Source organism: Bacillus salipaludis, from assembly GCF_004358205.1.
Map to the genome: position 1 here is coordinate 62,515 of NZ_SMYO01000001.1, position 23,949 is coordinate 86,463.

The window sequence follows — 23,949 nt, forward strand, 5'->3', positions numbered from 1 at the left end:
TAATTTCCACCAAAAATCAGTTGATTTATTACCTTTAAATGTTAAAATCATATTTGCTTATATGAATATATTATTTTTATATAACGTTTTAGAAAAAAGAAATTTTGGGGAGATATGAGAAGAAATGACTTGGGAAGTGCTGAGTATGATAGGTACAATTGCTTTTGCTGTTAGTGGAGCAATTGTGGCAATGGAAGAAGAATATGATATTTTGGGAGTTTTTATTTTAGGAATTGTTACAGCCTTTGGCGGTGGTGCGATTCGAAACCTGTTAATTGGTGTCCCTGTATCGGCCCTATGGGAGCAGGGATTACTTTTTCAAATAGCCATTATTGCCATTTTAGCGGTATTTTTGTTTCCTGCAAATTTACTAAAGCAATGGCAAAAATGGGGAAATTTATTTGACGCGATTGGACTTTCGGCTTTCGCCATTCAAGGAGCCATCTATGCTTCTAACATGCACCATCCCATGAGTGCGATTATTGTCGCTGCTGTTTTAACAGGAATTGGCGGTGGAATTATTCGTGATTTATTGGCAGGAAGAAAACCGGTTGTGCTACGGGCTGAGATATATGCCGTTTGGGCGATTCTAGCTGGAATCATCATTGGCTTAAAGATTACATCTAGTCCATGGGAGTTGTATACCTTATTTGCAATCGTGACTGTTTTACGAGTCTGTTCTTATACCTTTGATTGGAAACTGCCGATTCGAAGAATTGAACATTATTAATCCTTTCCCATAGATTTGAGGAAGGTTTTTTATATTTAAAATTTCTCATCTTTCTATTTATATGGAGATAATTTCGATTATATAATTTAAAGGTTCATAAGAAAAGACGGGGATTGAATCTCCGTCTTTCTTTCTAATCTTCCTCAAAAATCAAATCATTGCTTCGCAACGTCATTAATTCATGCCGATCATATGAATTTAACATGAGCAGCCTCATCGCTTGTGCTCGAATTGATTTTTCAATAATGTTTCGCACATAACGGCCATTTGAAAAACTAGTCGGGCTCAACACCGCTTTAACCCAAATTAAATGATCTTTTACCTTTTTTTCCGCTTCATGACTGAAAGTATATTCTCTTTCAGCCAGCATCCGTTTAGAAATTTCCAACAACTGCTCAATGTTATAATCAGGAAAATCAATTACAAGAGGAAACCGCGAATGGAGACCGGGGTTTAAGGTTAAAAAATAATCCATCTCCCGAGAATAACCGGCAAGGATTAAAATAAACTCATGCTGCTTATCCTCCATATGCTTAACAAGCGTATCAATCGCTTCTTTGCCAAAATCCTTTTCTCCGCCGCGCCCTAGGGAATAGGCTTCATCAATAAATAAAATACCGCCCTGCGCTTTTTTCACAAGGTCGCGTGTTTTTTGTGCAGTATGACCGATATATTCCCCGACAAGGTCAGCCCGTTCCGCCTCAATTAAGTGCCCCTTTGATAAAACATTCATTTTTTGAAAAAGTTTACCAATCAATCTGGCCACGGTCGTTTTTCCGGTTCCGGGATTTCCTTTAAACATCATATGAAGGGCTTGTTTTTTTGCCTTTAAACCCATTTCTTCCCGCTTTTTGTTGACATAAATCCAGGCATAGATTTCTTTTATCATTTTTTTCATTTCATCCATGCCAACCAAAGCACCAAGCTCTTCCTCTATTTCAATTAAAGCCGAATGCTCGGGGGGGATTTCCTTTGGAACAACTTGAAAGTCAGGCATTTTTTTTGGAATGTTTTTTTTCTTTTGTGTGTTGAGGACAACTCTTATTTGACCGTTACTTTTCTCTCTGAATTGTTGATCCAAAGCTTTCACCTCTCAATCTGAAAAACAGTCTGCTCTCAAAATAATCATTATTCCCTCAATCTATGTGTATTCAGTTTTTATACATTTTATTTTGAAAAATAAAAAAGAGCCCAGAGATTTGGGCTCAAATTTATATTTGGATTTTATTCAGCATTCAAATCAAGTTGAACATTTCTTTGCGGAGCAAAGGTTGAAATAGCATGCTTATAAACTAATTGCTGCTTTCCTTCCGACTCAAACAGGACGGTAAAATTATCAAAGCCTTTGATTTGACCCCTTAATTGGAAACCGTTCAATAGGAATACGGTTACATGGGTGTTATCCTTCCGGCATTGGTTTAAAAATTGATCCTGAATATTAATGGTTGTTTTCATTAGTATATCCTCCTCTTTTATCTCTACTAATATGTATTCGATTTTACTTGTAGCTTTCCTTCAACATAATGTGAAATTTCCGTTAATTTTTTCGGGAAATTCTGCACTTCTGTTACATCAAACCATTGTACACTCATCTTGTTTCGAAACCAAGTTAACTGCCTTTTTGCATAGCGGCGTGAATTTTGTTTGAGGTTTTCAACAGCCTGTTCGAGGCTGATTTTTCCATCAAGGAAATCATAAATTTCCTTATAGCCAATGGCTTGGATTGACTGGCAATCCCTTAGTTCTTGGTCATGGAGCTGTTTAACTTCTGTTAAAAGCCCTTCCTCCATCATTAAATCGACACGCATATTAATTCGCTTATAAAGTATCTCTCGGTCCATTGATAATCCAATAAGCGCTGTCTCATATAGAAGGTCCGGCTGTTGTTCGCTTTGCACATCACTCATCTTTTTTCCAGTGCAGTGATAAATTTCGAGTGCCCGAATAACCCGCCTAACATTGTTTGGATGAATTTGCCCAGCACTCTCCGGATCAATCTGGGTTAATTCCTGGTGAAGTACCTCAACACCTTCATTCTTCGCTCTTTCTTCCAGCTGCAGGCGGAACTCCTCATCGGCAGCTGCATCGGAAAATTGGTAATCATAAATGACAGACTGTATGTAAAGTCCGGTACCCCCGACAATGATGGGAAGCTTACCTTTTTCTGCAATCTCACTGATTTTGGCACGAACGAGTTGTTGAAATTCCGCAACAGAAAAGCTTTCATCCGGCTCGCGAATGTCAATAAGGTGGTGCGGAATCCCTTCCATTTCTTCGAGCTTTATTTTTGCAGTACCAATATCCATTCCACGGTAAATCTGCATGGAGTCACCCGAGATAATTTCCCCCTCAAACCTTTTCGCCATTTCAATGCTAAGCTTCGTTTTCCCAACTGCTGTCGGCCCAATAATGACTAATAACTTTTGTTTTGAATCCAATCTTTTCACACTGCCCTTATTCCATTTTGAGTGAAAGATTACTCCTTCACGTTCCTATCGTAACACATATTTAAAAAGCAGTTGAACATCAAATAAGTATAATCAAAAAATAACCTTTCTATGCATTATTTCAAAGTGAATTTTTTATGACAAATATATTTCCAATAAAGCAGGCTTGTTCATTAACATTACAAATGGGTAACGTTTCATTTACAATCGACAAATTACCCCCAAATTCGTGGTAGGGTATTCGTAGGTTATTCTGTAAGAATACTAGAGAAAAAGGTGAAAAAAACATGTTATCTACATCAGAAATTGGTATTGATTTAGGAACTGCTAATATATTGGTATATACAAAAAACAAGGGAATTGCCTTAAATGAACCCTCCGTGGTGGCAATTGATACCACTACGAAGCAAGTAGTGGCAGTAGGTACCGAGGCAAAACAAATGATTGGGAAAACCCCGGAAAAAATTGTCGCAATCCGCCCGTTAAAGGATGGGGTCATTGCAGACTATGATGTAACCACCGATATGCTAAAAGCAGTTATGAAGAAAGCTGCTAAAATAGGCGGTTTTTCCATCCGTAAACCAAATGTCGTGGTTTGTATCCCGTCTGGATCGACCAGTGTTGAGCGAAGAGCGATTCATGATGCTGTTCGGAACGCAGGTGCAAAAAAAATAAGCTTAATCGAAGAACCAGTGGCTGCAGCGATTGGTGCAGGTTTGCCGGTCGATGAACCGGTAGCAAATGTTGTCGTAGACATTGGCGGTGGAAATACCGAGGTTGCCATTATCTCCTTTGGCGGCGTCGTGGCTTGTCACTCCATTAAAGTGGGCGGTGACCGTCTTGACGAAGAAATTATTCAACACGTACGTAAAGTATATAATGTGCTAATTGGGGAAAGAACAGCTGAAAATATTAAAATGGAAATTGGCTATGCCCTGATTGATCATGAAGAAAAATTCATGGATGTCCGTGGACGAGATTTAGTGACTGGATTGCCAAAAACGGTGAAACTATCATCCTATGAAATTCGTAATGCTATGAAAGAGTCATTATTACAAATTTTAGAAGCAATTCGGGCAACGCTTGAGGACTGCCCTGCAGAGCTGAGCGGTGATATCGTTGACCGAGGCGTGATTTTAACAGGTGGCGGCGCCTTAATGAATGGAATGGAAGAATGGTTGAGTAAGGAGATATTTGTTCCGGTTTCCCTTGCGTCAAATCCACTTGAATCAGTTGCAATTGGTACTGGAAAATCACTGAAATATATTAAAATGCTGCAAACTGCGGCGAAATAAATAATTTTAGAGGGTCGAAATCTGTGATGGTTTCGACCCTTTTAATTTGCACCTCATTTTTTTGACCCGTTTGGATGATTTATTTGCCGGATTATCTGGATATTTGCCACTTTTAAATTTTTACTTGAAACACTCAATTAATGATTAAACAACAAATTCCTAAAAAACTACATCCAATATAAAGACAACAATCATAATTAACTGAATAAATGCTTTTGCAAAAGTTCCGCTTAAAAAAGCAATTAATGTAGCAAACGCCACTTTTATCGAACCCTGGAACGTTTTCTTTTGCACTAATTCGGCAATCAAGACCAAAACAAAAGGAACTAAAATAACACCAAAAGGAGGAATGATAAAGCTGCCGACAATTAATCCGATTGTAGCTGCCCGCATCCCCCACTTGGATCCCCCCGCTTTGTCCACAAAGTGAAGATTCGCCAAATAATCCGCTAAAAATAATAAAATAGTAAGGATCACAAGCATGGTCCACGAAACCCAGGAAAGTTCATTTGAATTAATACCGAATTGATACAGCAGGACACCACCCCATATCAGCAAAACGGACGGAATAATCGGATAAACAAGCCCAACAAAACTGAAGATAAAACAAACAATTATTATGGTCCAAAATATAATAGCTAGGATACGATCACCTCTTTTCCTGCATTATACTATATTCAAAACCACCTTCAAAAAAATTAGAGCCTGGCGCTGCCAAGCCCTATCTAATCATTATTTACTTCTTCAATGGAATTTTAATACCCTCTCCAACTTCAAGCACACAGTTTTGGCGGTCCTTAACCGGAGCAAAAAACATAATGTATTCGTCATCTGCTCCCTGTACCTCACCTTTACTAAAAATGGGATCCACCCTTTTACCAGCTGATCTTAAAAACACACCAGATTTTTTCTTATCAACGATATAACCGTATTTTTTATTAAATTTCCTTGCATGTAGGAATTGATTTTCCAATTTACTCATCACGTGGTATTTTTCACCATTTTCAGTGATAAGTTTAGTATCAGAACCCGTAATGACCACTCTTGTTTCCATCGCTGAAAACTCAACTTGCTTAATCCTGTAATTTTGGTTTTCAAACGTGAAATCTTTATCTACATTTACTGTTTCCCTTGTTGAAATTGCGGATTCGCCTAGTTTAAACTCAAGCGGCCATATGGTTTTTACTTCACCTGTTTTTTGATCATCATATATGGTTAAATTTTCAATTTCCAAACGAATATTTTGCCCTTCATATTCTTTTATTGAATCAAATGATTCGGCTTCGACCACTTTATTTTCCTTTGCATCATAATACCTACTGCCCCATCCAACAGAATGTAATCGTTTTTTTGGTGTATTACCAACCATCAATTTGATTGAGCTTTTCCCCTCAAAAATGTCGACATAATAATGCTTTAAATTTGTTTTTTTACTTTGATAGGTTAATAAGAGTTTTGTCTCCTTATCATCTGTTAAAACACTCTCAAAGCGCACGGTTATATCATGTTTCTTATCATAATAAGTTTGATTTACCGTTTGGCCGTGTCCTTCGTTAATCGCCATTTTTAAACCTGAATCATCAATATGTTTACTTGAAAATATTTTATCCAATGCCTCTTGAATAGCTGCCAATGCGGGGGTAAAAGTTAAAGTTGATACGGTAATTAGGCAAATGGCAGCAGCAATAGTTATTCTTTTATATAGACCTCTTTTTTTGTTTTTGGCCGTGACATTATTTTGCATTATAATATCTCCTTGATATCCTAGGTTGTCTGTCCTATGTACCTTATTCTGTACTTCATTCCAAATATCCGGTACCTGCTTTTCTATTGCATTGTCCAAGTGCTTCAGAATTTTTTCCTTCTTCAACACCATTCCTCCCTGCTCTATTCCTTTTCGAAGTTTTTTCATGGCCACGTTATATTTCCAAAGAACTGTTCCTAACGGCATTTCTGTGATTTTGGCAATTTCTCTATGCTTCATTCCCGAGATATCCTTCAAGATGACGATTTGCCTCTCCTCTTGATTAAGCAATTCTAAGTATTTGGATAAAACCATTTTGTCTATAGGATCCTCCGAAATAGATTGCAGCCTTTCGAAATAATCACCATCAAATCCCGTAATTTCCCGTTTTTTCTTTCGATAAAGATCTAATGCTGTATTCCTGGATACTGTTAACAACCATGCTTTCACATTTGAAATCCTTTGATGTTTCATATGCTGAAAAAGTTTGATATACACTTCCTGCAGCACATCTTCAGCCATTCAAAGTCTCTAAGTATCGATAAGGCCATTGCAAAAACATGTTTTTTATGTGCATTGAATAATTGCTTAAATTCTGCTAAGTTATCAATGGGCATTTCCGATTGTTTTATATTCGTGTGAACCATTTTAGGCCTCCTTTCATAGAGTAGACGGTTCCATGCCACTTTTTATTGGAAAAAAATTATATTTTTAATTTAACAAATTATTGAATAAGTGAGGCATTGTAAATGAAGATTGAATTACCAAAACTTTCAGATGAATTACCTACTAGGAATTTCCAAGATATTTTTTATGAAGAAGACCCTGAATTGGAAATGTGTAAAATTGTTGATTCCGTTTTTGAAAACGAAACGGTTAGCAGAGCACGTCTATCTAATATGGTGATTAAGAATAGTAGGTTTAACCACACCGATTTTCAAAATATCGATATAACGGATGTTGTCTTCGAGAACTGCGATTTATCGAACGCCAATTTGAGCAAGTCGTCTATTCACAGAGTCGTCTTTAAAAATAGTAAATTATTAGGTGTCGATTTTACGGACTCTCGTTTTGGAAATGTTCAATTTGAAAATTCCGTCTTAAACTTAACAACATTCGGAGATTCCAAGCTGGAAAAAGTAAGCTTCCAGGACTCTTCATTAAAAACCACAGATTTTTTTAACTGTAAACTTAAAAATATCGAGTTTCAATTATCTAATATTGACGAGGCAAACTTTGATCAAACATCCCTAAAGGGAATCGACATCAGCACCTCTAATTTTAATACACTGACTGTAGCAATGGATGATTTAAAAGGGTGTAAAGTTTCATCTTATCAGGCGATTCAATTTGCTGCATTAATGGGGTTGATTATTAAGGATTAGCTACGGTGATGAAATGCTAATTGTATGTGGGCGTTTTATAGTGTAGTTCAAGAATTCGAGATTAGGGAAATTCCTTTTGGTCATGGATTAACATATTAATATTGCTTATGGTTTCAAGCGGAAGAAGACGTTCAGAACTAGAATTGTTCAAACGTCTTCTTTTTTAATTAATAAGATCATTTTAGAAGCCTCATTATTTTGATTAATAATCCATAATATTTATCTTCGGAAATTGCGTCTTGGTGTTTTTGAGGGTAATGATTTAAATGGATCCAGGCATTCTCCGCTTTTCTTTCCAATTCCTTTTTTTGGGTTTCAAGAAATATTTGGTATTCATAAGGCGGCACTGTTCTTTCCCTCCTTTGCCATTTGCTCTTTTATAAATAAAACGACCAGACGGTTTATTTTAATTCTATGAATCTGTCTTGAAAATGTTCCAACAATGTAGGAAATTTCTAATGATCTTCATGAAGCACAACGTTCATGGATGATCCTGATGGAAATGGACTTCATGGGGACGATGAACACCAAATCCCGTTAATGAGCATGTGAAAATGGGCTTCATATGGGCGATGAACACCAAATCTCGTTGATGAGCCTGGGAAAGTGGGCTTCATATGGGCGATGAACACCAAATACCGTTAATGAGCCTAGGAAAGTGGGCTTCATATGGGCGATGAACACCAAATACCGTTAATGAGCCTAGGAAAGCGGGCTTCATATGGGCGATGAACACCAAATACCGTTGATGAGCCTGGGAAAGTGGGCTTCATATGGGCGATGAACACCAAATACCGTTAATGAGCCTAGGAAAGTGGGCTTCATATGGGCGATGAACACCAAATACCGTTAATGAGCCTAGGAAAGCGGGCTTCATATGGGCGATGAACACCAAATACCGTTAATGAGCCTGGGAAAGTGGGCTTCATATGGGCGATGAACACCAAATACCGTTAATGAGCCTAGGAAAGTGGGCTTCATATGGGCGATGAACACTAAATTGAAATGTCGACCCTGTTCATACGATTGCCTCCTTCAGGTAATAACACCCGCTTGTAAGTGCCTATTTTTAAAAAAACGACCAGACGGTTTATTTATAGGGTAAAAAAATAAACTTAACCTTTAAAAAACCGACTGTTAGGTTTATTTTAATTTGAACTTCCAAATTTTTCAACATTCCTTTAGCTGTACACAAAAAAATTTAAGAAGTAGTCATTATTCTTTGTAAATACATTTCCTTCACTTCGTTTATTGTCTGTTGATATGGATAATCTTTGTATACAATCGTTTGAGAAACTACTCCATCTATAACGGACCAAAATAAATCTGCAAATACTTCAGGCTGAACATTTTGCTTAATCTCACCAGCCATCTGCCCCTCTGAAATAATCTCGGCAATTTCCCTAACAAAATATTTATGGCGGCGCTCGTTTAGAACTTCCATTAACTCCGGATTCCTTGATGCATGAAGCTTAAACTCAATATGAATCGCGAAATGCGCTTTATTTTCTTCCAAAAAAGGATCCATTTCAAGGTAAGCATCAAACCAGAAATTTAATTTTTCAATCGCTGATTTTTTTTTCGATAATTCCAGTTTCTTATTCTCATATACTTGAACAGTTTGATTACTCATCAATTCCAAATAAATTTCAACTTTGCTTTTAAAATAATTATAAATGGCTCCCTTACTGATTCCTGAATGTTCAACAATATCATTAATGGTTGCCTCTTGAAATCCTTTTTTGGCAAAACACACGAAGGCACTATTCAAGATTTCTTTCTTTCTGTTCTCTTTGTGGGCATCAGATACAATTGGTGGCATTTCCGTCCCCCTTAAAAATAATTCAATATTTCAAATTCATTTAAACATATTTCCCCACCTATGCCAACATACTTATTAGTTCGACGAAAAAATTTTCGAATCCGTATAATAGTAATATTCAAACTCCAGTGTCCTTGCCATTCTTGATTTGTTTTAACAAATCAACTATTCTTTCGTTTGTCCTATTAGCTGCCGCAACTGTTTTTCTATCGATAAAATGGATACTATTACAAAAAAAATTAGCGATACTATTCCTAATCCAAAAATGAATCCCAAATTATACACTCCTTTTTTTATAAGATTTCCTTTCTTTTATGCAAAATTATGGTTAACAAAAATTCAATTGTTTTTCAAGAAGAAAAGCCACCACAAGGCAGCTTTGTCTGTTACAGTACTTCTTTAACATTAGCAGAGCGAATAAACCCAAGATATCTTGTTCCCTGAAACGTTAACTCGCCTTGATCTCCTTCAACAAGCATACCGAAGTCATCATCTTTTACCTCAAGTTCCATTCGGTCTCCACTTTCAACTTCAAATGTTACAAAATAATCACTATGGGCCCTAGTTTCTCCACCCCCACGTACTGCAGTTCTTTTTGCAACTACTCGTGCATTTACGTTTAATTTTGGAGAATGATTATTTTTATTCCACTGTGTTATTCCTTTTACAATAGTAAACAAAATTGTAGAAATAACGATGATAAATATCACTCCTATAAAAATAGGCGCAAACTGAAACATAAAATCCCCCGCAAACATATAAACCTCCAAAATACTTTTTTCTATATTTTAACATCAGAGGAATTAAAAGTGTCATTTATTTTTTCTAAATTTTGGAATGAAAAAGCGATACCTCACATGAAGTATCGCTGATTGTTTAATTTACTGCAAATAGTGAGTAAAATATACAACGCATACAAAAAGCCAGGCAAACTGCCTGACTTATTGCATTATACTTACTCAATATTTTTCCTATAATTTACTTTTAAAAGACTTTTAAAATCTAATTCGCCAATCAGCACACTGATTAATAATAGCATTGCACCCAGGTAACCTTTGTTTGAAAGAGTTTCCCCAGTAAAAATGAATGCAAATCCTGAAGAAAAAACAGGTTCTAAAGTAAAAATAAGGCCAGCATGAGTGGGGGTAGTATATTGTTGTGCAATGATTTGAACAATAAAAGGTATACCTGTACAAAAAATACTTAAGACAAGAGTGGAAAACCATGCTTCCGGATTGTCCGGCAATTTAGGCGTTTCCATAATTAAGGAGAAAATGGTACTAAAAACTCCAACAAAACCAAGCTGCAAGACTCCTATAGAAATAGGATTAACATTTCCTGCTATCTTTCCCGTAACAATAATATGAACTGCATAAAATAAAGCACAAAGGATACATAATAAATCACCGTTTGCTATTTTGAATTGATTATTCAATGTTAAAAGCCCTATACCACATAGCGATAAAGCGATCGCCCATACAACTTTTTTTTCAGGCTTTTGTTTTAAAAATAGGGTTATTATAACCGGAATAAAAATGACGGTTAAACTCATTAAAAAACCGGCATTCGAAACGGATGTATACTTTGTACCGAAAGTAGCAAAAACATAAACAAAAAACAAAATACCTGCTAAAATAAAGGCATATTTTACTGTTTGAAAATTAATTTTTAATAAGTGTTTATAGAATACAAGCCCTGATACAAGAAATGCAATCATAAAGCGCAAGGCGATTAAATTATATTCTTCCATATGATAGAGCGCAATCTTCGTAAGTAAAATAGACGCCCCCCAAAAAAATGTAATCATAAGAAGCATTAAATCCGCTCTTAGTTGTGTTTTCATGTTTTTTCCCTCGACAATCCTTAAAATTATGCTCGAATCAAATCCAAACATAATTATATTCAATATTCGTTTCCCCATAACCTGCTAAGTATAAATTTTTTTAATATTGGCTCTGTTAAACCTGGTTGTTTATTTACGCTCCAGGCACAAGCGGTTCGTGGGAGCCTCCTCGTCGCTTCGCTCCTGCGAGGTCTCTCCTGTCCCGTACTCCCACAGGAGTCTTCGTGCCTTCCGCTCCAATCAACGCTGTTCAAAATCAACATTGTCCTTTAACACAGCCTTAATATTAAAGAGCCAGGCGAATCGCCTGGCTCTTCTTACATCACCCGTTTAAACATCTTCTCCATATCATATGAGGAATAATGCACAATGATCGGTCTTCCATGCGGACACGTAAACGGGTCCGATGCTTTCCTCAAATCATCAAGCAATGCCTGAATTTCATCATTGCGCAAATGCCGGTTGGCTTTAATGGATGCCTTACAGCTCATCATGATTGCCGCTTCCTCGCGCAATTTTTTTATATCCACCTTTTTCATCGAAAGCAGCTGCTCAATCATCTCTTCAATGATTTCCTTCTCCTCACCCTTTGGCAGCCATTGCGGGTGAGAACGGACAATAAAACTATTTAATCCAAACTCTTCAAGAAAAACACCGACATTTTCAAGTTCATGGATGTTTTCATTGATCTTTAAAAAGTCATCTGTGGAATATTCAAAGGTTAACGGAACCAGCATTTCCTGCAATTCAGAAGCAACCTGTCCAACCTTTTCACGGAAGTATTCATACTTTAACCGCTCCTGGGCGGCATGCTGATCGATTATATATAAGCCATTTTCATTTTGGGCAAAAATATACGTTCCGTGCATTTGCCCAATCGGGTACATTCGCGGAACCCGGCTTTCATTTTGCTCTTCAACCTCAGGCGGTTCGCAGAACGTATCTTCTTCCATCTCCTGCTCGACAGGTTCTTCATGAAATTCTTTAAACGATTCTGGAAAATCCCAGGTTTCCGGTTCTTTTTGAATCGGATGATTAAAAAATGATGGTTCCAGCCGAGGTCGGGTTTCTTGAATTACCGGAGCCGGAATAGGCTGCGGCTCCATTACCTTCGCTGCTGGTATTTCCCTTGTTCCCTCATCCAGAACCAATGAAGTCTGCTCCGACTTCGGCAGTTCTTTTTTTGCAACCGTATAAGCAGTAGGAATTAGAATCTTCGATTTAAACATCTCTTTGATGATCGATGTCACCAGCTCATTTAACTCCGCTTCCTTACTAATCCTAACCTCCATTTTCGAAGGGTGCACGTTCACATCAACCAGCAGTGGATCCATCTCAATGTTTAGAAGGACAATCGGAAAGCGCCCAATCGGCAGCAATGTATGATAGCCTTCTTGAATGGCCTTCGCCAATGGATAGTTTTTAATAAAACGTCCATTGATCATCGTTGAGATATAGTTTCGTGATGCCCGCGTTACTTCCGGCATGGAAGCAAAACCGCTAATTTTATAATCAAGTGACGTTCCTGTTATTGGCACCAACTGTTTAGCAATCCCTAGACCATATATGGACGCCAAAACTTGACGAACATCACCGTTTCCGTTCGTTTGCAGCAATTTCCGTTCATTATGAATTAAGCGAAAGGCCACCTCTGGATGCGAAAGCGCCAAACGATTGACCACATCCGTAATATTCCCAAGCTCAGTGTGGATGGTTTTCATATATTTCAAGCGAGCAGGCGTGTTGAAAAATAAATCCGTAATCGTGATATCAGTACCGCGGCGGCTTGATGCTTTTTCAAACACTTCGACCTTTCCGCCTTCAATTAAGACTCGATTTCCGGCACCTTCTCCTGTTGAAGTTTTCATCTCTAACCTTGCAACGGATGCGATACTTGGCAGGGCTTCGCCGCGGAACCCTAGTGTCCGGATTCGGAAGAGGTCACTTTCATTCTTAATTTTACTTGTGGCATGGCGCTGAAATGCGATTAACACATCGTCTTCTTCAATCCCGTAGCCATTATCCGTAATACGGATTTTCGCAAGACCCGCTTCTTCAACCTCAATTTCAATTACCGTACTTCCGGCATCAATCGCATTTTCCACTAACTCTTTTACAACAGATGCAGGTCGTTCAACAACTTCTCCCGCGGCAATTTTATTGGACAGGATATCATCCAATTGAATAATCTTGCCCATTTACGTCACCCCCTATTTCAACTTTTTATGGAGCTCGTACAACAAATTAATCGCCTGAAGTGGTGTTACATCCAATAAATCTATTTCTTTAATTTTATCTAACACACGTTTTTCTTTTGAAGATAGGTCTGTTTTCTTCTTCTCAGCAGGTTCGTCGAAAAAGGATAACTGGGCCGGCTGTTCCACCACTGTATCAGGTTTTGCCGGAGCAGCCTGAATTACATGAGCCTCCGATTTCCTTGGAATTGCCTGAATATCCGGCTGCTCTAACGCCGTCAATATCTCATTTGCCCGATCAATCAATTCCGGCGGCAGTTCCGCCAACTGGGCTACATGAATCCCGTAACTCTTATCCGCAGGTCCTTCTTTAATTTTATGAAGGAAAACTACCTTGCCATTATGCTCAATCGCACTAACATGAATATTTTTCAATTTGGATAGTTCTTCTTCTAAAACGGTTAGTTCATGATAATGCGTTGAAAAAAGTGTTTTCGCCCCAATTCGGGTATGAATATATTCAATGATCGCTTGTGCCAACGCCATTCCATCATATGTGGAAGTTCCGCGGCCGATTTCATCAAACAGAATCAAGCTGTTTTGTGTTGCATTGACAATCGCATTTCTGGCTTCAAGCATTTCTACCATGAATGTACTCTGCCCAGAAATTAAATCATCTGCCGCCCCGATCCGGGTAAACACTTGATCAAAAATCGGCAGGACAGCTTCCTCTGCCGGTACATAACAGCCAATCTGCGCAAGAATTGCCGTTAACGCAATTTGACGCATGTACGTACTTTTACCGGACATGTTTGGTCCTGTGATGAGAAGAACTTCGCGATCACCATCCATAAAGCAGTCATTCGGAACATATTCTTGTGAGTTGAGAACTTTTTCGACAACCGGGTGACGGCCATCCTTAATCACAACACGACGTTCATCTGAAAATTTCGGCTTCACATAACGGCGCTCCTCGCTTACCTGTGCAAAGCACTGTAGGACATCGAGCTCGCTGACTGCTTTAGCCAAAGCCTGCAGCCTTGGGATTTGCTCTTTTACAATTTCACGAATTTCGGTAAATAGCTCATATTCGAGCTCCCCACATTTTTCTTCCGCTTGTAAAATTAACGCTTCTTTTTCCTTTAATTCCGGTGTAATAAATCGTTCAGCATTTGTTAACGTTTGTTTCCGTTCGTACTGCCCTTCTTGTAACAGATGCAGATTCGCACGGGTTACTTCTATATAATAGCCAAAAACGCGATTATAACCGACCTTCAAGGATTTAATGCCCGTCTTTTCACGCTCTTCCCGTTCCAATTGGGCAATCCACGTTTTCCCGTTGCGGCTCGCATCCCGGTATTGATCCAATTGTTCATGATAACCATCGCGGATGATGTTTCCTTCTTTTAACGAAAGCGGCGGATTTTCGACAATCGCCTGCTCTAACAAATCGGTTACTTCTTCACAAGGATCAAGAGATTCCGCAATTTGAATCATTTCTTGGTTTTGCATGTTTTGTAAGATTTGTTTTAAAAATGGGACTTGGAGCAGGGAACGTTTTAATTGGACTAAGTCCCTAGCATTTACATTCCCGAACGCAACGCGGCCTGCTAAACGTTCTAGGTCGTAAACTTCTTTCATTTTTTCACGAAGCTCTTGGCGCTCAAAATAGTGATTAATCAGGACATCAACAAGGGTATGTCGATGCACAATTTCCTCTTTATTAATCAAAGGCCTGTCAATCCAGTGCTTGAGCATGCGGCCCCCCATTGCGGTCATCGTTTCATCCAAAAGCCATAATAAGGATCCTTTTTTCCCTTTTGAACGGATGGTTTCTGTTAACTCAAGATTTCGCTTTGAATAATAATCAATTTTCATATATTGATGGATTTGATAAGTTGTCACGGGTTGAAGATGGTCGAGGCTGCGCTTTTGCGAGCGGTACAAATAGTTAAAAAGCCTTGCTGCAGTTTGTTTCAATTTATCTTGGTTTAAGTCCTCCAGCAGCCCAGCAAAATTCATTTCTATTGAACTATTATCCTCAAAAGAAATCGCCAAAACATCTCGTTCACGCATTTTCTTTTGAAGATCCCCAGCAAAATCGCTCCTCACTACTACTTCTTTGGCACTTAATACTGCGATTTCATTGAGTACTTCTTCAAAGTTGTTTGAAAGTAATGTTACTTTGCTTTCACCTGTTGAAATATCGTTGTAGGCAAAACCATAGGTTTGATCATCAAAAGCGGTAATCGAAGCAATATAGTTGTTCTCTTTATCTGATAACCCTTTTCCCTCCATCACGGTCCCAGGGGTGATCAGCTGCACGACTTCACGGCGGACAACCCCTTTGGCCTGTTTCGGGTCTTCGGTTTGTTCACAAATGGCTACTTTATAGCCCTTACCGATTAATTGTTCAATATAGTTGGCCGCAGAATGGTACGGAACGCCGCACATCGGAATCCGGTCTTCCGTCCCGCCTTCCCGGCTCGTTAACGTAATCTCTAATTCTTGCGATGCTTTAATAGCATCATCAAAGAACATTTCATAAAAATCGCCTAAGCGAAAAAATAAAAAGGCATCCTGATAATCTGCCTTTACTGCTAAATATTGTTGTATCATCGGCGTATATCCAGCTGCCATAATGACCTCCACGTTTTCATCATTTCGAGTATCTTCGACAAACTATTATATCATATTGGAATGGTGTGGGGCACATGTGGAAATTACCAAGTTAGTTTTTGGGGGTATTCATAGCGAGCGGGGCGGTATCGCAGATAAACCTTTTATAAAAGGCTGCGGTAAAGAATTTTATAAATAAAACATTGACCTTTTAACCTAGTCTAGCCATTCGATCCACCTGCATATAATTTTATATAGAAAAATACAGAGAATTGGGGTGGGTGTATGCCGAAATGGTTTGGAGGCAGTAATAATGGATATGTCTTTGAAATGTATACAGTCAGCCATTTGGCAATCCTCACTATCCTGATTCTTGGTGCAGCTTGGATTTACTTTTTCCGAAACAAAATAAAGTGGAGAACGGCAGAAATTGGAACAGCGTTAGCCCTATTAGCCTTTGAAATCATTTATCATATCTGGATGCTTATAAATGGTAGCTGGGAACTCAGCTCCGCTCTGCCTCTTGAGCTTTGCAACATCAGTCTAATCTTAACCGTTTTACTCCTGCTTACTCGCAAAAAAATAATCTATGAAATTTTACTCTTCACAGCATTGCTCGGTGCAACTCAGGCACTCATTACACCGGTATTACATTTCGATTTTCCGCATTTTCGCTTTTTTCATTTTTTCTACACGCACTTAATGATTATTTGGGTGCCATTGTATTTCACCTGGGTGCACGAATACAGGCCCACCATCTGGTCTGTAGTCAAACTCTTTGTGTTTCTAAATGTGCTATTGCCATTCGTCATATTGACCAATAAACTGGTAGGCGGTAATTATATGTTTTTAAGTTATAAACCTACTACCGCCAGTTTATTGGATATCCTCGGCCCCTACCCTTGGTATATCTTATCGATGGAAGGTCTGCTCATTACTTTTAGCTTGATTGTTTGGCTAATTTTTAGAGAAAGAGGTCTGAAAACTTCACATGTCGTCAGGCAACATGTAAATAAAAGAACTTTTTATTGACCTTTTTTATCCAATTCATTATACTTAAAGACGTTCCAAAAAATATGTCCCGATAGCTCAGCACGAATGAATTTGCTTCCATGAATATGCTTCAGCGTACTGACCGAACTGCTTCTTGATTAATCATTCTGAGGGCAGGACGGGATATGAGTAAAATTTGGGTGTGCAAACAAAATAATTAAGTTCCACTTTGTCCCGATAGCTCAGCAGGATAGAGCAACAGTTTCCTAAACTGTAGGTCGGAGGTTCGAATCCTCTTCGGGACGTACAAAACCTTGAGAAATCAAGGTTTTTTTTTGTAAATACAAAAACGCTGCAAAACATACAGCAGAATTTACCTTACTTTGTTAACTTAATTCTAAATGCTTTCGCAACGAAAGCTTTATTCTGCGAGAATCCTCGATAAATACGATGTGAAATTTCGGATATTAAAATGTTTTAATATTTAGGTGGGTATTCAGTTAATCATTAACTTCAACATTAGCTAATTTTTAAAGCGACCATATTTTAATTGAATAATTATCGTATAAAAAATCATTAGGCAAATTCACCTGTAAATTTTTCAGCAGATTTTTACAAAGTAAACTACTTTTCAGCGGATAAAACACAAAACGGCGCTTGTATACGAGCTGCGATTGTGTTTTCTTTATCCCTTTAACACTCGACAAATATTTTCTGCAGCAAAAGCTAAGTTTTCTTGGCCTGATTTGAGAGCTTCCTCGAGTGGGGTAACCTCTTTTAAGATACCGATAATGGCGTTAAATCCATTATTGTATAAAACCTCAACACCATTGCCAATTCTACCGGCAAAAGCTATTACAGGAACGGAGTGTTTCTTTGCAACTCCAGCCACTCCGTACGGTGTTTTACCGAACAAGGTCTGACCATCAATGCTGCCTTCTCCTGTAAAAACGTAATTCGCCCCTATGATTTTCTCCTCAAGTCCCGTATACTCGATGACAAGTTCAATCCCTTTTTTTAGTCGGGCATTTAAAAACGCCAATAATCCCGCGCCAAGTCCGCCAGCCGCTCCTGCACCTTCAATGTATGCAATATCGAGCTGCAATTGAGTCTTTATGACTTGGGCAAAATAAGCCAAATTTTGGTCAAGGAGTTTCACCATTTCCGAATTTGCCCCTTTTTGTGGCCCAAAAATGGCTGACGCACCATTATCACCAATTAAGGGGTTGGTTACATCACAAGCGACATCAATCTTTGCCGTTTTAAGCCGTTCATCCAATCCACTTATGTCAATCGAATGTAATTGGTCCAATGCGCCCCCGCCAAATGGAAGCTCTTTTCCACCTTGATCCTTAAAAGAAACTCCAAGTGCCTGAAGCATTCCCATTCCGCCATCATTGGTAGCACTTCCGCCAATTCCTATTAAAAAACGGCTCACACCCTTATCGAGTGCATGCTTAATTAATTGACCCGTCCCATAAGTAGTCGTTAATAGTGGATTTCGTTCTTCGAGTTTAATAAGTCCTAATCCACTTGCACTTGCCATTTCAATAACTGCGGTTTGTCCTCCATCTAAAAGGCCATATTCTGCTGTAACAGTTTTTCCTAATGGCCCGATTACTTCTGCTTTGATGACCTCGCCGTTTGACAAACTCACAAGGGATTCCACAGTACCTTCCCCGCCATCTGCCATCGGAACAATGACACATTCTGCATTAGGAAAAACCTTTTTGATTCCTTTTTCCATTGCAAGGGCAGCATTCTTCGCAGTCATACTTTCCTTAAATGAATCTGGCGCTAGCACAAATTTCATCACAATCTGTCCTTTTCCTAAATTTCTTGTTCAAACAATGGAATGTGACGTTTTAGTCACCCCATTTTTTATCGTACAAGACACGGAAGCTTATTATCAAATTTCCAGCCTGAAATTAACTATTGCATTTCGGCCGCATCGTCACAGAAACCTAATCCCATGTTTTTATAAAGTTCATTTGCCTTTAAAATTTAATCGAATCGACTTCAATTCCTAAACCTGGCTTACTAGGATTCGTGAGATGTAAAATGAGACATTCCTCATAATTGAGATGCCCTCTAAAAAAAACATCCTTCACTAATACAGTGAAGGATGTTTTTCTTCCTCTCTAATCGATTAAGGAGATAATAGTGATGCCAATTAAGGCTAAAATAGAGAGATGGAGGCCATTTAGCCGTAGACCTGTTTGTACTCCTGAAACACCGGCAAAACGGCTGACCATTACATTAAGACCTGAGAATGGGCTAAGTCCCGTTGAAATCGACCAGGTCAATAATAGCAATAACGCCAAAGCCATGTGACCAGTTCCGCCGGATTTAATTGCATTGCTAATGCCACCACCACTAATTGAAGCCAAGATATTGCTTAAAGGAAGCAAAGAAAAAGAAATAATGAAATCGATACAGTAGAGAGCGTACTAGACACAAAAAAATAACAGCCTTTAGTAAGGGCTAGGCTGTTTTAATTAAGTGCCATACTGCATAAACTATTGTTACTCCGTTCCAATTATATAAATTTTCCGTTAGTCCAATAAGAAGGGACCGCCGAAGCACGAAGCAGTCCCCCATTTAAACTACTAAAATATACTATGTAACACGAAATAAAGTAAGATTCCACCTAAAAAGAACCATGGTGTAATTTTAAAGGTTCCACGATTAATTAATGGCAATAATAATGTTCCACAAAGATATAGGAAAATTCCGGCTGTTATGGATAAGCCTATGGCCACAATTTGTTCTTGATAATCTTTAAGCCCAGATACTAAAATTGCAGATCCTGCTCCTAACCAAGTGAAAATTCCTTGAACGATAAGATAAATTGTCGTTTTTCTGCGGCCATTTAAAAAAGCAAGCATAACGGAAGTATAAGAAAGTCCCTCTGGAATTTTATGAATTACCAGTGCGATTGAAACAAAGACACCTAATTCAAAAGATGCAGAATAACTGATCCCGATAGATAACCCCTCAAAAAAATTGTGAAGCAGCATTCCAATAGATAATCCCCTTATGGTTGCATTATCACTGTTTTCTAACCCATTTTTCCCGTTTGTTGTTGTTGGCAGAAAGATAAAATACATAATAAGGAAACCAATTAGGACAAACAAAGTACTATGTTCTAGGCCTTCTTGTCCTTCAGGAATTAAATCCAAAAGAGCAATGGATATCAATAAACCAGCGCTAAGTGCGACCAAGGACAATAAGGTTTTTTCCGACCAATTTTTCCTAAATAAAACGAGAAAACCTCCAAAAATGTAGGCAAGGGATGAGATTACTACAACAAGCAATACCGTTGGAGTCAGTTTAATCCTCTCCTTTATCGTTCATTCCTCAATATTTATTCATAAAATTGTGAAATGATTACAATATTGAGATGATACACCCATTGAAACACAGAAAAATGAGGTGTCTTATCCAGACCACCTCATTTTCTGTGTGTTATTAATAGAAACTGCTTGCTCCAACAATAATTAAAAGAATGAACAATACAACAATTAAAACAAATGGACTAAATCCTCCATATCCACCGAATCCGCCATAGCCATAACCACCACAACCGCACCATCCGCACATAGTAAACGCACCTCCTTAAGGTTGTTTACAATATTAATATGCATCTTTATCCTTTAAAGGAAATGGTAATATAACATGTCAGTTAAAATGGATGTTTGTCCTGCCCTATATTTCTACAAAGCAAAAGGGGACACACAGCTGTCTACTTTACAATCTATGTTTGAAGAAGGTGCAGTGAATTTTCAATGTCGTTATAGTAAATAACCTCAGATAGAACCTTATAACCCTGTACGTTGCCAAAAGCTTCTCTTGCTTCTTTTTCGTTATTAAATTCAAACATGGTAATTTCTTCTTTTAAATAGACAGTAATGACCCACATAAGTTTTCCACTCCTTCAAGATTGTTTTCACCTCTTTTAATTGCAAATAAAGTATAATCAAAATATTCTGAAGTGAGAACGTTTCCCAAATTAAGTTTTTTTCATAAATAAAATATATTTTGTTCATTTAGTTCATGTGTGGAATTTAATATCCATAAAAAAATAGCCCTGCTTTAATAGGAGGGCTAGAACCTTTATGGCAACATAAAATGTGCCTTCTTTCACTTTTTCTTGGATCGTGTGAAAGATGATTGATTTCAATAGTTGTTGAACCTTGATTACTAATTTTGAAGATTTAAGTTTCTTGATTTTCGTTTATTCGTCAGGTTTCGCCTTTCAAAATAATAAGTTGGTATGATGATGGCCGCCCAAATCGCAAAATAATTTAGAACATCACGAAACGGGTTGCTGCTGCCACCATGTCCATCTTTTCCATGAAATTTTCCTTCACGAAAATCTCCACTAGGCTGTCCCTGTACTGTATTTGTTGTTATCCCTGTATTCCCATTGTTAGATGCCTGCTCACTTTGTTGTATTTGTTTAGGTGCAAAATCAGCAATATTTGAAGAAGCTGTTGCGGAAAACAATTGAATTCCGCCTGCTAAAAGGGCGATGGATAGGACTACTGTTGCAATTACCCCTTTTCTAAGTTTTCCATCTTTTGATTTAAACGCCTTTTTACAAATACTCATTACCCATTGCCAATGGACCCCAACATGAAGGCCCACTAATGCAAGCGTTACGTCTGCTGAGAAACTGTGGATTCCTCGAATCGAGTGTCCACTTTGTACCGCAAGATTTGGAAAAACTACCCTTGAAATAAATATACCTGTAATAATGACGGTAGCCATAGAAATTAAAAGCAGGATATTTAACAAATAACTAAATTTTGTTTTTTTAGGAAGTTTAGAATCGAAAATCTTTTTAGTTGTATTAATCACCCAGCGATAGTTCAATCCGATATGTGTAAGAATCGCTACTCCGATTACCAAACCTGCCACTTCATGAAAAGGTAAACCATTTAATACCCTTGGATCCATTAACAACACAAAAGTGATTGCCATTAATAAATCCAGAACAATTCTTGTATAATTCTTTTTCAAGTTAATTCCCCCAAATTTAAATTTTGTCTCTATCTGTTTTCCATCTTAATGGGAGAACCTTAATATAAGCTTAAGTTCTTTCATCCGCGTTATTCCATTTTAACTTCAACAAAAAAGCGCCTAATCCATTTAGATTTAAGCACTCTTTTTGTTGAAAAATTAAAGTTTCTCTCCATTTGTAGAGATAACATCCCTATACCAGAAGAAGGATTTTTTCTTTTTGCGTTCTAATGTACCGCTGCCATCGTCATGTTTGTCTACATAAATATACCCATACCGTTTCGAGAACTCGCCTGTCGACATACTTACCATATCAATACAGCCCCAGCTTGTATAGCCCATTAATTCAACCCCATCTTCTATAGCTTCACCCATTGCTTGAATATGTTCACGAAGATAGTTAATTCGATAGTCGTCGTTTATTGTGCCGTCTTCTTCTACCTTGTCATAGGCGCCTAACCCATTTTCGACAACAAACAGCGGCTTCTGGTAGCGGTCGTATAATTTGTTTAATGTAATGCGTAATCCGACTGGGTCGATCTCCCAGCCCCAGTCACTTGTTTTTAAGAATGGATTTCTAATGCCGCCAATAATATTCCCTTCCGAACTATCCTCATCCGTCTTCGCTTTCTTCTCTGTACGGGACATGTAATAACTAAAGCCGATATAATCAACCGTCCCTTCTTTCATTAATTCCAAGTCACCTTCTTGAATTTCTAATTCAATATGATGTTCTTTAAAGTAGCGATTAATAAACGCCGGATACTCCCCCCGTACTTGCACATCCGTACAATAATAATTAAAAAGCTGTTCTTCCTGAAGGGCATACATCACATTTTCTGGATTGCTATCAAAGGAATAAACAGGTGCAAAAAGAATCATACAGCCAATTTTGGAATTCGGAATAATCTCATGACACATTTTAACCGCAAGAGCGCTGGCAAGAAATTGATGATGGTAGGCCTGGAAGGTAGGCTGGTATCTATCCTGTTCTTTTTGAATGGAAAAACCAAGACCTTGTATCGGCATCACCAAACTGCTATTGATCTCATTAAAAGTCATCCAGTACTTTACTTTATTTTTGTATCGGTTAAAAATGGTTTTTACATATCTTTCAAAGAACGTCACCACTTTCCGGCTTCTCCAACCGCCATATTCTTTTACCAAATGCAGAGGCATTTCATAGTGGGAAATGGTTACAACTGGTTCAATACCGTGTTTATTCAATTCATCAAACACACAGTCGTAAAATGCCAGCCCTTCCTCATTTGCCTCTACCTCATCGCCGTTTGGAAAAATTCGCGTCCAGGCAATCGACATCCTGAAGGCTTTGAACCCCATTTCGGCAAACAAGGCAATATCTTCTTTATATCGATGGTAGAAGTCAATTGCTTCATGATTTGGATAGTAATATTGATCAGGGTGGATCTCAAAATCAAAACCTGGGTTTAGTAAAATTTTATACCGCTCTTTTCCACCTGGAAGGACATCGGCAATATTTAGTCCTTTGTTCCCTTCATTAAAACCGCCTTCTATTTGATTGGCCGCAGTAGCCCCTCCCCATAGGAACCCTTCGGGAAAATCATATTTTTTCATTCTAAGTACCTCCAAAATTTATTCCATCATTAATATTTGTTTTTTAAGTGAATTTATTAATTCTCTTCCTTTTAAAATAAAAACAAAGACTACAATAAAATGATAACTACGTTTAGTAGGCTAGTAAATAAATGCAGATTATCTAGTTTTTAATAACAAAAGAAGTAACTTGTTACATTAATGTAACACAGTGTTTTCCATTGAATATGTATGTTAAAATGCGATTATCCATTTTTTAATAAAGGAGAATACTTA

The 23,949-nt window shown here is 38.0% G+C and carries 21 protein-coding genes and 1 tRNA gene; 5 read left to right on the forward strand and 17 right to left on the reverse strand.

Going from position 1 to position 23,949, the window contains the following annotated elements; all coding sequences use genetic code 11:
* Positions 1–124: 124 nt before the first annotated feature.
* Complete coding sequence (locus E2K98_RS00295; protein WP_133332356.1) at positions 125–730, forward strand: trimeric intracellular cation channel family protein; 606 nt, start codon at positions 125–127, stop codon at positions 728–730.
* Between the two features lie 133 nt (positions 731–863).
* Here E2K98_RS00295 and spoVK read toward each other — a convergent pair whose 3' ends face one another.
* The 3 genes from spoVK to miaA form a co-directional block, all read right to left on the reverse strand.
* A complete protein-coding gene (spoVK, locus tag E2K98_RS00300; protein WP_026574981.1) occupies positions 864–1,811 on the reverse strand; it encodes a stage V sporulation protein K in 948 nt (315 codons plus the stop codon).
* Between the two features lie 143 nt (positions 1,812–1,954).
* Positions 1,955–2,185 (reverse strand): RNA chaperone Hfq, encoded by a 231-nt coding sequence (gene hfq / locus E2K98_RS00305; protein WP_026574980.1) that lies wholly within the window; start codon positions 2,183–2,185, stop codon positions 1,955–1,957.
* Between the two features lie 26 nt (positions 2,186–2,211).
* On the reverse strand, positions 2,212–3,168 hold the full coding sequence (gene miaA / locus E2K98_RS00310; protein WP_133332357.1) for a tRNA (adenosine(37)-N6)-dimethylallyltransferase MiaA: 957 nt from the start codon (positions 3,166–3,168) through the stop codon (positions 2,212–2,214).
* A 296-nt stretch (positions 3,169–3,464) separates the two neighbouring features.
* On the opposite strand from miaA, the gene mreBH reads away from it, so the two are divergent.
* Positions 3,465–4,472 (forward strand): rod-share determining protein MreBH, encoded by a 1,008-nt coding sequence (gene mreBH / locus E2K98_RS00315; RefSeq protein WP_026574978.1) that lies wholly within the window; start codon positions 3,465–3,467, stop codon positions 4,470–4,472.
* Between the two features lie 159 nt (positions 4,473–4,631).
* Here mreBH and E2K98_RS00320 read toward each other — a convergent pair whose 3' ends face one another.
* Positions 4,632–5,117: a DUF456 domain-containing protein gene (locus E2K98_RS00320; RefSeq protein WP_133332358.1), complete on the reverse strand. Its 486-nt coding sequence runs from the start codon at positions 5,115–5,117 to the stop codon at positions 4,632–4,634.
* 91 nt (positions 5,118–5,208) lie between these two features.
* Positions 5,209–6,738, reverse strand: a complete 1,530-nt coding sequence (locus E2K98_RS00325; RefSeq protein WP_133332359.1) for a sigma-70 family RNA polymerase sigma factor — start codon at positions 6,736–6,738, stop codon at positions 5,209–5,211.
* 227 nt (positions 6,739–6,965) lie between these two features.
* Here E2K98_RS00325 and E2K98_RS00330 point away from each other — a divergent pair, with 227 nt between their 5' ends.
* Positions 6,966–7,601, forward strand: coding sequence for a pentapeptide repeat-containing protein (locus E2K98_RS00330; RefSeq protein WP_133332360.1), 636 nt, complete (start codon positions 6,966–6,968; stop codon positions 7,599–7,601).
* A gap of 1,201 nt (positions 7,602–8,802) precedes the next feature.
* Here the strand turns inward: E2K98_RS00330 and E2K98_RS00335 are convergent.
* From E2K98_RS00335 to mutS, 5 genes are all read right to left on the reverse strand, one after another.
* Positions 8,803–9,423, reverse strand: a complete 621-nt coding sequence (locus E2K98_RS00335; protein ID WP_133332361.1) for a TetR/AcrR family transcriptional regulator — start codon at positions 9,421–9,423, stop codon at positions 8,803–8,805.
* Between the two features lie 386 nt (positions 9,424–9,809).
* Positions 9,810–10,181 (reverse strand): DUF2500 domain-containing protein, encoded by a 372-nt coding sequence (locus tag E2K98_RS00340; protein ID WP_133332362.1) that lies wholly within the window; start codon positions 10,179–10,181, stop codon positions 9,810–9,812.
* Positions 10,182–10,378: 197 nt separating this feature from the next.
* On the reverse strand, positions 10,379–11,266 hold the full coding sequence (locus E2K98_RS00345; RefSeq protein WP_133332363.1) for a DMT family transporter: 888 nt from the start codon (positions 11,264–11,266) through the stop codon (positions 10,379–10,381).
* Between the two features lie 317 nt (positions 11,267–11,583).
* A complete protein-coding gene (gene mutL, locus E2K98_RS00350) occupies positions 11,584–13,464 on the reverse strand; it encodes a DNA mismatch repair endonuclease MutL (RefSeq protein ID WP_133332364.1) in 1,881 nt (626 codons plus the stop codon).
* A gap of 12 nt (positions 13,465–13,476) precedes the next feature.
* Positions 13,477–16,101: a DNA mismatch repair protein MutS gene (gene mutS / locus E2K98_RS00355; protein ID WP_133332365.1), complete on the reverse strand. Its 2,625-nt coding sequence runs from the start codon at positions 16,099–16,101 to the stop codon at positions 13,477–13,479.
* 264 nt (positions 16,102–16,365) lie between these two features.
* Between mutS and E2K98_RS00360 the strand changes: the two genes are divergently transcribed.
* Together E2K98_RS00360 and E2K98_RS00365 are read left to right on the forward strand one after the other, a co-directional pair.
* Positions 16,366–17,112, forward strand: coding sequence for a YwaF family protein (locus E2K98_RS00360; RefSeq protein ID WP_133332366.1), 747 nt, complete (start codon positions 16,366–16,368; stop codon positions 17,110–17,112).
* A 192-nt stretch (positions 17,113–17,304) separates the two neighbouring features.
* Positions 17,305–17,378 (forward strand) — tRNA-Arg (locus E2K98_RS00365).
* 380 nt (positions 17,379–17,758) lie between these two features.
* Here E2K98_RS00365 and E2K98_RS00370 read toward each other — a convergent pair.
* From E2K98_RS00370 to E2K98_RS00395, 7 genes are all read right to left on the reverse strand, one after another.
* Positions 17,759–18,886 carry a glycerate kinase family protein gene (locus E2K98_RS00370; protein WP_133332367.1) on the reverse strand — a complete coding sequence of 376 codons (1,128 nt, stop codon included), beginning with the start codon at positions 18,884–18,886 and terminating at the stop codon, positions 17,759–17,761.
* Between the two features lie 328 nt (positions 18,887–19,214).
* Complete coding sequence (locus tag E2K98_RS00375) at positions 19,215–19,463, reverse strand: hypothetical protein (protein WP_133332368.1); 249 nt, start codon at positions 19,461–19,463, stop codon at positions 19,215–19,217.
* Between the two features lie 219 nt (positions 19,464–19,682).
* Positions 19,683–20,303: a ZIP family metal transporter gene (locus tag E2K98_RS00380; protein ID WP_133332369.1), complete on the reverse strand. Its 621-nt coding sequence runs from the start codon at positions 20,301–20,303 to the stop codon at positions 19,683–19,685.
* Between the two features lie 241 nt (positions 20,304–20,544).
* Positions 20,545–20,676, reverse strand: a complete 132-nt coding sequence (yjcZ, locus tag E2K98_RS00385; protein ID WP_081810770.1) for a sporulation protein YjcZ — start codon at positions 20,674–20,676, stop codon at positions 20,545–20,547.
* Positions 20,677–20,830: 154 nt separating this feature from the next.
* Positions 20,831–20,995 carry a hypothetical protein gene (locus E2K98_RS30675; protein ID WP_165976137.1) on the reverse strand — a complete coding sequence of 55 codons (165 nt, stop codon included), beginning with the start codon at positions 20,993–20,995 and terminating at the stop codon, positions 20,831–20,833.
* 281 nt (positions 20,996–21,276) lie between these two features.
* Entirely contained in the window at positions 21,277–22,098 is an 822-nt protein-coding gene (locus E2K98_RS00390) for a DUF4405 domain-containing protein (protein ID WP_208025303.1), read from the reverse strand.
* Positions 22,099–22,257: 159 nt separating this feature from the next.
* A complete protein-coding gene (locus E2K98_RS00395; RefSeq protein WP_133332370.1) occupies positions 22,258–23,694 on the reverse strand; it encodes a glycoside hydrolase family 1 protein in 1,437 nt (478 codons plus the stop codon).
* Between the last annotated feature and the right edge of the window lie 255 nt (positions 23,695–23,949).